Below are 8623 nucleotides of genomic sequence, written 5' to 3'. Positions count from 1 at the left end.
GCCGGTCCTCGCGGTGTGCGGACGGCTGGCCCTGGACAACAAGGCCCTCAAGGGCGCCGGCATCGAACGTGCCTACGCCCTCACGGACTTGGAGAAGGACGAGGCCCGCTGCCGCGCCCAGGCGGGGCCGCTGCTGGAGCAGCTCGCGGAGCGCCTCGCACAGGAACGCCTGTGAGCCGCTGAGCCGCACGGCCCGTAAGGGGCCAGACATGACCCAGAGAAAGCGGTGTGGCCCGGGCGTAAAACCCGGGCCACACCGCTGAGTTCACCTCTGTACGGTCACATCCGCTCAGCCCTGCGCGGCCGTCCTGGCCTCGCGGCGGTTGTCGCGGAAGGTGTGCACACGGCGGGCCGTGGCGAAGAGCGGGATGACCGCGCCGAGCACGACCTGGAGCGCGCAGCCGGTCTGCAGCAGCAGCTCGCCGCCCGGAGCGTCGAACGCCCAGGCCGCCAGCAGTCCCATGCTCGCGACGATCCAGCCGAGCATCGCCACCGCCAGGCGGCCCGTCGGCTTGGGGTACTCGACGCGGCTGACCATCAGCCACGCGACGCCCATGATCGCCAACAGCGTCGGCACGAACGGCAGTTCCAGCAGCACGATCGACACGACCGTCAGCGCGCCGAACGGTCCGGGCATGCCCTGGAACATCCCGTCCCGCATCGGTACGCAGGAGAATCTGGCAAGCCGCAGCACCACCGCCAGCAGCACCACGACGGCGGCCACGACCGACACCTGCTGGTTCGCGTCGTTGGCGACCATGCCCCACGTGGCCACGAAGAAGGCCGGCGCGAGGCCGAAACTGATGAGGTCGGAGAGGTTGTCCAGCTCCGCGCCCATCGCGGAGCTGCGCAGCTTCCGCGCCACCAGACCGTCGAAGAGGTCGAAGACCGAGGCCAGCAGCATCAGCATCACGGCGGTCGCGGCGCTGTGCCGGGCCATGCCGCCGTCCTCGCTGCCCGTCAGATGCGGGATGAGGACGCCGGTGGTCGTGAAGTACACGGCCATGAAGCCGCAGGTGGCGTTGCCGAGGGTGAGGGTGTCGGCTATCGACAGCCGCGTGGAGAGCGGCATTTCGTCGTCCTCGTCCGCCTCGGCCTCGGCGACCCAGACGGCGGCCTGTGTATCGGGATCAATCACGGTCAAGACGAGTCACCCCCGCGGTCGTGGGCTGCCCGACCTCGACGGCGGGCTCGATCCCCTCGGGGAGATAGACGTCGACGCGGGAGCCGAAGCGGATCAGCCCCACGCGGTCGCCCTGCTCGACCTTGCAGCCCTGCGGCACGTACGGCACGATCCGCCGCGCCACCGCACCGGCGATCTGGACCATCTCCACATCGCCGATCTCGGAGTCGAAGTGCCACACGACCCGCTCGTTGTTCTCGCTCTCCTTGTTGAACGCCGGTACGTAGCCGCCGGGGATGTGCTCCAGCGAGGCCACGGTGCCGCCGAGCGGAGCGCGGTTGACGTGGACGTTGAGCGGGCTCATGAAGATCGCGACGCGGGTGCGCCCGTCGGGCCACGGCATGATGCTCTGCACCACTCCGTCGGCCGGAGAGATGACGCGTCCCTGCGCGATCTCACGCTCCGGGTCGCGGAAGAACCAGAGCATGCCCGCCGCGAGCGCTGTGGCCGGAACGGCGACCGCGGCGGCTCTCTTGGAGCGGCGCGCGCGGAGCAGGCCGACGGCCGCGGTGGCCACGGTCGGCAGAAGCCACGGCGACGCTCCGCGCGCGATGCGGACTCGTCCGCGGGGTGCAGAGGATGGGCTGTGGGGCATGTATGACCTTCGTAGCGGAGGGAGCCGCGGCTGCACTGGGGGACGGCGGCTTTCCGGGATGTTATCGGTTACGGATGGCAACTGGCCAAGCCAGTGCGGCAGTCCGTGCCGTGAATCCCGCCTCGGGACGTCGTCCTGACGAGCAGGAAAACATCCCGAAAAGGGACATCACCCCTGGAAGCGGTACTCCTCCAACAGGCGGCGGCCTACGATCATTTTCTGGATCTCGGCGGTTCCTTCACCGATCAAGAGCATCGGCGCCTCGCGGTAGAGGCGTTCGATCTCGTACTCCTTGGAGAAACCGTACCCGCCGTGGATGCGAAACGCGTCCTCCACGACCTCCTTGCAGTACTCGGAGGCGAGGTATTTGGCCATCCCCGCCTCGAGGTCGTTGCGCTGACCGGCGTCTTTCGTGCGGGCCGCGCCGACCATCAGCGCGTGGGCGGCCTCGACCTTGGTGCCCATCTCGGCCAGCTTGAACTGGATCGCCTGGTGCTGGGCGATGGGCTTTCCGAAGGTGTGCCGTTGCTGTGCGTAGTCGATGCCCAACTCGAAGGCGCGCTGTGCGACGCCGCAGCCACGCGCCGCGACGTTGACGCGGCCGACCTCGACGCCGTCCATCATCTGGTAGAAGCCGCGGCCGGTCTCGCCGCCGAGCACCCGGTCCGCCGGCACCCGCAGGCCCTGCATGACGAGTTCGGTGGTGTCGACGCCCTTGTAGCCCATCTTGTCGATCTTGCCGGGGATCGTGAGTCCCGGCCGGACCTCGCCGAAGCCGGGCTCCTTCTCCACCAGGAACGTCGTCATCGACTTGTGCGGGGCGGTGCCCTCGGGGTGGCCCTCGTCCGTACGGCACAGAACGGCGACCAGCGTCGACGAACCGCCGTTCGTCAGCCACATCTTCTGGCCGTCGAGCACGAAGCCGCCGTCGTCCTCGCGTACGCCCTTGGAGGAGATGGCCGAGACGTCCGAGCCCAGGCCCGGTTCCGACATGGAGAAGGCGCCGCGCACCTCGCCCGTGGCCATCCGGGGCAGGAAGTGCTCCTTCTGCTCCTGCGTGCCGTGCTGCTTGAGCATGTACGCCACGATGAAGTGGGTGTTGATGATCCCGGAGACGGACATCCAGCCGCGGGCGATCTCCTCCACGCACAGCGCGTACGTCAACAGGGACTCGCCGAGGCCGCCGTACTCCTCGGGGATCATCAGGCCGAACAGGCCCAGTTCCTTGAGCCCTTCGACGATCTCCGTCGGGTACTCGTCGCGGTGCTCCAGCTCCGTGGCGACGGGGAGGATCTCCTTGTCCACGAAGGCGCGGACCGTGGAGAGGATCTCCTGCTGGACCTCGGTGAGACCGTCGGTCTGTGCGAGCCGTCCCATCTCACTTCCCTCCCTTCGCCGCGTCCTTGCCGGATGCGGGCTCACGCAGCTCGGGGCGGCCCGGCTGCTCGCCGCCGCGCTCCTTGACGTAGGTCTCGGTGGGCACCATCACCTTGCGGCGGAAGACGCAGACGAGCGTGCCGTCCTGGTTGTAGCCCTTGGTCTCGACGTGGACGATCCCGCGGTCGCTCTTCGACTTCGAGGGGATCTTGTCCAGCACGGTCGTCTCGCCGTAGATCGTGTCGCCGTGGAAGGTCGGCGCCACATGCTTGAGCGACTCGATCTCCAGGTTGGCGATGGCCTTGCCGGAGACGTCCGGCACGGACATGCCCAGCAGCAGCGAGTAGACGTAGTTGCCGACGACGACGTTGCGGCCGAAGTCGGTGGTGTGCTCCGCGTAGTTGCTGTCCATGTGGAGCGGGTGGTGGTTCATCGTCAGCAGACAGAACAGGTGGTCGTCGTACTCGGTGACCGTCTTGCCCGGCCAGTGCCGGTAGACGTCCCCGACGGTGAACTCCTCGTAGGTGCGCCCGAACTGCATGCCGCTCACCCCTCCGGAGCTTCGAAGGACGTCGTACGGGTCATGCCGGCCGCGCGGCCCTTGCCGGAGACGACCAGCGCCATCTTGCGGCTGGCCTCGTCGATCATCTCGTCGCCGAGCATCGCCGAGCCCTTCTTGCCGCCCTTCTCGGACGTGAAGTACTCGTAGGCGTCGAGGATCATCTCCGCGTGGTCGTAGTCCTCCTGGGAGGGGGAGAAGATCTCGTTGGACGCCTCGACCTGGCCGGGGTGCAGCACCCACTTGCCGTCGTAGCCGAGGGCCGCGGCGCGCTGCGCCACCTCGCGGAAGCCGTCGACGTTCTTGATCATCAGATACGGACCGTCGATGGCCTGCAGATCGTGGGTGCGGGCCGCCATCAGGATGCGCATCAGGATGTAGTGGTAGGCGTCCGCCGGGTAGCCGGGCGGCTGTTCGCCGACGACGAGGGACTTCATGTTGATGGACGCCATGAAGTCGGCCGGGCCGAAGACGATCGTCTCCATCCGCTGCGAGGCCCCGGCGATCTCGTCGACGTTGACCAGGCCCTTGGCGTTCTCGATCTGCGCCTCGATGCCGATGCGGCCGACCTCGAAGCCCATCGTCGTCTCGATCTGGGTGAGCAGCAGGTCGAGGGCGTGGATCTGCTGGGCGTCCTGCACCTTCGGCAGCATGATGCAGTCCAGGTTCTGCCCGGCGCCCTCGACGACGGTGATGACGTCCCGGTAAGTCCAGTGCGTCGTCCAGTCGTTGACCCGTACGACGCGTGTCTTGCCGCTCCAGTCGCCCTCGTTGAGGAACTTCACGATGGTGTGGCGGGCGTCCGGCTTGGCCAGCGGCGCACACGCGTCCTCCAGGTCGAGGAAGACCTGGTCCGCGGGGAGGCCCTGCGCCTTCTCCAGGAAGCGCGGGTTGCTTCCGGGCACGGCCATGCAGGAGCGCCGGGGGCGCAGCCTGCGGGACGCCTGGCCGGTGTCCGGCGAGGGGGCAGTCATGCGGGGACCTCCAGGGGGTCGAGCTGGTTGGCTGTGCGGATCTCGTTGACGATACGGCCGATGATCTCGGTGATGCCGAAGTCCTTCGGCGTGAAGACGGCGGCGACTCCGGCCTCGCGGAGCGCGGCCGCGTCGCCCGCGGGGATGATGCCGCCGACGACGACGGGGATGGGCGCCTCGCCCGTGCCGGAACCGGCGCGGGGCGAATCGGCAGGGACCGCACCGGCGAAGGCCGCACCGGCGGAGACCGCCGCTCCGCTGCGGCGCAGCCGCTCCAGTACGTCCGGCACCAGCTCGGCGTGCGAGCCGGAGAGGATGGACAGCCCGACGCAGTGCACGTCCTCGGCGACGGCGGCCGCGGCGATCTGCTCGGGCGTGAGCCGGATGCCCTGGTAGATCACCTCGAAGCCCGCGTCACGGGCCCGTACGGCGATCTGCTCGGCCCCGTTGCTGTGCCCGTCCAGGCCGGGCTTGCCCACCAGCAGACGGAGCCTGCCGACGCCGAGGTCCTTCGCGGTCAGCTCCACCCGGCGCCGTACGTCGGCGAGCGCGGAGCCCTCCTCGGCGGGCACGGCGACGGGGGCGCTGCTGACCCCGGTCGGTGCGCGGAACTCCCCGAACACCTCGCGCAGGGCGCCGGCCCACTCGCCGGTGGTCACGCCCGCGCGGGCGCACTCCAGCGTCGCGTCCATCAGGTTCTCGTCGCTCGCGGCGGTCTCCTTCAGACGTTGCAGGGCGTGCGCCGCGGAGGCGTCGGGCGCCTCGTCGCGCTCGGCCCGCCAGCGGCGTACGGCCTCGGAGACCTGGGCCTCCGTCGCCGGGTCGACGCTGTGGATCGCCGTCTCCAGATCGGCGGTGAGCGGGTTCGGCTCCGTCGTCTCGTAGCAGTTGACGCCGACGATCTTCTCCTCGCCGGACTCGATGCGTCCGCGCCGCTCGGCGTGCGAGGAGACCAACTCCGACTTCAGATAGCCCGATTCGACGGCGGCCATCGCGCCGCCCAGCTTCTCGATGTGCTCCATCTCGGCTTCGGACGCCTCGACGAGTTCGCTCACTTTGCCCTCGACGACGTGCGAGCCGGCGAAGATGTCGTCGTACTCCAGCAGGTCGCTCTCCAGCGCCAGCACCTGCTGGATGCGCAGCGACCACTGCTGGTCCCAGGGCCGGGGCAGGCCCAACGCCTCGTTCCAGGCGGGGAGTTGGACGGCGCGGGCACGCGCGTCCTTGGAAAGGGTGACGGCCAGCATCTCCAGCACGATCCGCTGGACGTTGTTCTCCGGCTGCGCCTCGGTCAGGCCCAGGGAGTTGACCTGCACGCCGTAGCGGAAGCGGCGCTGCTTGGGGTTCTCGATGCCGTACCGCTCGCGGGTGACGCGGTCCCAGATGCGGGTGAACGCCCGCATCTTGCACATCTCCTCGATGAAGCGGACGCCCGCGTTGACGAAGAAGGAGATGCGTGCGACCACGTCGCCCATCCGCTCCTGCGGCACCTGCCCCGAGTCGCGTACGGCGTCCAGCACGGCGATCGCCGTGCTCATCGCGTACGCGATCTCCTGGACGGGCGTCGCACCGGCCTCCTGCAGGTGGTAGCTGCAGATGTTGATCGGGTTCCACTTGGGGATGCGGGCGACCGTGTACGCGATCATGTCCGTGGTCAGCCGCAGCGAGGGCCCGGGCGGGAAGACGTGCGTGCCCCGCGAGAGGTATTCCTTGACGATGTCGTTCTGCGTCGTCCCCTGGAGCTTGGCGATGTCCGCGCCGTGTTCCTCGGCGACGACCTGGTAGAGCGCCAGCAGCCACATGGCCGTGGCGTTGATCGTCATCGAGGTGTTCATCTGCTCCAGCGGGATGCCCTCGAACAGCCGCCGCATGTCCGCGACATGGGAGACGGGCACGCCGACCCGGCCGACCTCGCCGCGTGCCAGCACGTGGTCGGGGTCGTAACCGGTCTGCGTCGGCAGATCGAAGGCGACCGACAGACCGGTCTGCCCCTTGGCGAGGTTGCGCCGGTACAGCTCGTTGGAGGCCTCGGCCGTGGAGTGACCGGCGTAGGTCCGCATCAGCCACGGCCGGTCCTTGGTCCGCTCAGGCATGCCGGGCGGCCCGCTCGCCCGCGGCGTCACGGCCGCGGTCGTCCGTGCGCCCTCCTTCGGTGTCCCTGAACAGGTTGATCGCACCGAGGTACTTCGCGCGCTTCTCCCGGTCGCGCACGCCGAGGCCCTCCTCGGGGGCGAGCGCGAGGACGCCGACCTTGCCCTGGTGGACGTTGCGGTGCACGTCGTGTGCGGCCTGCCCCGTCTCCTCCAGGTTGTACGTACGCGAGAGGGTCGGGTGGATCTTGCCCTTGGAGATGAGGCGGTTGGCCTCCCACGCCTCGCGGTAGTTGGCGAAGTGCGAACCCACGATCCGCTTCAGCGACATCCACAGATAGCGGTTGTCGTAGGTGTGCTGATAGCCGGACGTGGAGGCGCAGGTGACGATCGTGCCGCCCTTGCGTGTGACATAGACGCTGGCGCCGAACGTCTCACGGCCGGGGTGCTCGAAGACGATGTCGACGTCCTCGCCGCCCGTCAGTTCGCGGATGCGCTTGCCGAAGCGCTTCCACTCCTTCGGGTCCTGGTTGTGCTCGTCCTTCCAGAACTGATAGCCCTCGGCGCTGCGGTCGATGATCGCCTCGGCGCCCATGCGGCGGCAGATCTCCGCCTTCTGCTCGCTGGAGACGACGCAGATCGGGTTGGCGCCGCCGGCGAGGGCGAACTGCGTTGCGTACGAGCCCAGTCCGCCGCTCGCGCCCCAGATCAGGACGTTGTCGCCCTGCTTCATGCCCGCGCCGTTGCCGGAGACGAGCTGCCGGTAGGCGGTGGAGTTGACCAGCCCCGGCGCCGCCGCCTCCTCCCAACTCAGGTGCCCCGGCTTGGGCATGAGCTGGTTCGACTTGACGAGGGCGATCTCGGCGAGGCCGCCGAAGTTGGTCTCGAAGCCCCAGATGCGCTGCTCGGGGTCGAGCATCGTGTCGTTGTGCCCGTCGGCGGACTCCAGCTCGACGGACAGGCAGTGGGCGACGACCTCGTCGCCCGGCTTCCAGGAGTTCACGCCCGCGCCCGTACGCAGCACGACGCCGGCCAGATCGGAACCGATGACGTGGTACGGCAGGTCGTGCCGCTTGGCCAGCGGCGAGAGGCGGCCGTAGCGCTCCAGGAAGGCGAAGGTGGAGACGGGCTCGAAGAGCGACGTCCACACGGAGTTGTAGTTGACGGAGGAGGCCATGACGGCCACCAGCGCCTCACCGGGCCCCAGTTCGGGCACGGGAACCTCGTCCAGGTGCAGGGATTTCCGGGGGTCCTTCTCCCGGGAGGGGAGGCCGTCGAACATCTCGGCCTCGTCCCGGTGGACGGTCACCGCACGGTAGGACTCCGGGATCGGCAGATTCGCGAAGTCTTCGGCTGTGGTGTCGGACGCGAGGATCGCGTCGAGGATCTTGTTCACGGTATTGCCTCCGGCGAAGCGCTGAGGAAGGAGACGCTTTGGGGGTCGTCGGGTGTGAGGCAGAGCCGTCGGTTCGGCGGGTGATGCGGTGATGCTGTCGGGGCGCTGGTGAGCGCCGGGTGCCTGGTGACGCAGGCGGCCGGGCAGGGGCGGTTTGCCGCCCTTGGGACGGTGCCCGGACAAGCTCCACGGTATGACACCCAGTGCCAGTGCACAAGACACTCGGTGCCATTGATTTCTCGTTTGTTACGGCGCGGTGCACGCATGAGCGGGGGGCCGCTGGCGCGGCCTGCCGGGGGTGGGTTCCGGTTGGGGTTCCGGTTCGCGGGGTCGGAGCTGGCGGGTGTGCGGGCGGGTCGCTGCGCGGGGCTTCCGGTTCGCTGCGGGCTCGGGTCGCGGCTCTATCCGGGCGTCTCGTCTCGCGTTCCGTCTCGTTCATCGGGCTCCGG

Annotated in this window: 8 protein-coding genes; 1 reads left to right on the top strand and 7 read right to left on the bottom strand. The window is 68.9% G+C overall.

Annotated elements, in window-relative coordinates; translation table 11 throughout:
* Positions 1–175 (top strand): glycerate kinase (locus tag AN218_RS37990; protein ID WP_244900344.1); only part of this gene is annotated, 175 nt, incomplete at its 5' end.
* A gap of 114 nt (positions 176–289) precedes the next feature.
* Here AN218_RS37990 and pssA read toward each other — a convergent pair.
* The 7 genes from pssA to ccrA all read right to left on the bottom strand — a co-directional run bounded on the left by pssA (position 290) and on the right by ccrA (position 8174).
* Complete coding sequence (gene pssA, locus AN218_RS07975; RefSeq protein ID WP_079131921.1) at positions 290–1144, bottom strand: CDP-diacylglycerol--serine O-phosphatidyltransferase; 855 nt, start codon at positions 1142–1144, stop codon at positions 290–292.
* A complete protein-coding gene (locus AN218_RS07970; protein ID WP_070016059.1) occupies positions 1131–1778 on the bottom strand; it encodes a phosphatidylserine decarboxylase in 648 nt (215 codons plus the stop codon). Before AN218_RS07970 ends, pssA begins: the two co-directional genes overlap by 14 nt.
* 168 nt (positions 1779–1946) lie before the next feature.
* Positions 1947–3155 (bottom strand): acyl-CoA dehydrogenase family protein, encoded by a 1209-nt coding sequence (locus tag AN218_RS07965; RefSeq protein ID WP_070016058.1) that lies wholly within the window; start codon positions 3153–3155, stop codon positions 1947–1949.
* 1 nt (position 3156) lies between these two features.
* On the bottom strand, positions 3157–3696 hold the full coding sequence (locus AN218_RS07960; RefSeq protein ID WP_070016057.1) for a MaoC family dehydratase: 540 nt from the start codon (positions 3694–3696) through the stop codon (positions 3157–3159).
* Positions 3697–3701: 5 nt separating this feature from the next.
* A complete protein-coding gene (locus tag AN218_RS07955; RefSeq protein WP_070016056.1) occupies positions 3702–4688 on the bottom strand; it encodes an HpcH/HpaI aldolase/citrate lyase family protein in 987 nt (328 codons plus the stop codon).
* A complete protein-coding gene (locus tag AN218_RS07950) occupies positions 4685–6781 on the bottom strand; it encodes a protein meaA (RefSeq protein ID WP_070016076.1) in 2097 nt (698 codons plus the stop codon). Before AN218_RS07950 ends, AN218_RS07955 begins: the two co-directional genes overlap by 4 nt.
* A complete protein-coding gene (gene ccrA / locus AN218_RS07945; protein ID WP_070016055.1) occupies positions 6774–8174 on the bottom strand; it encodes a crotonyl-CoA carboxylase/reductase in 1401 nt (466 codons plus the stop codon). The genes AN218_RS07950 and ccrA overlap by 8 nt, the downstream gene beginning before the upstream one ends.
* Between the last annotated feature and the right edge of the window lie 449 nt (positions 8175–8623).

Source organism: Streptomyces nanshensis (assembly GCF_001751255.1).
GTDB classification, from domain to species: Bacteria; Actinomycetota; Actinomycetes; order Streptomycetales; family Streptomycetaceae; genus Streptomyces; species Streptomyces nanshensis_A.
This window is presented reverse-complemented; position numbering and strand designations above follow the sequence as displayed.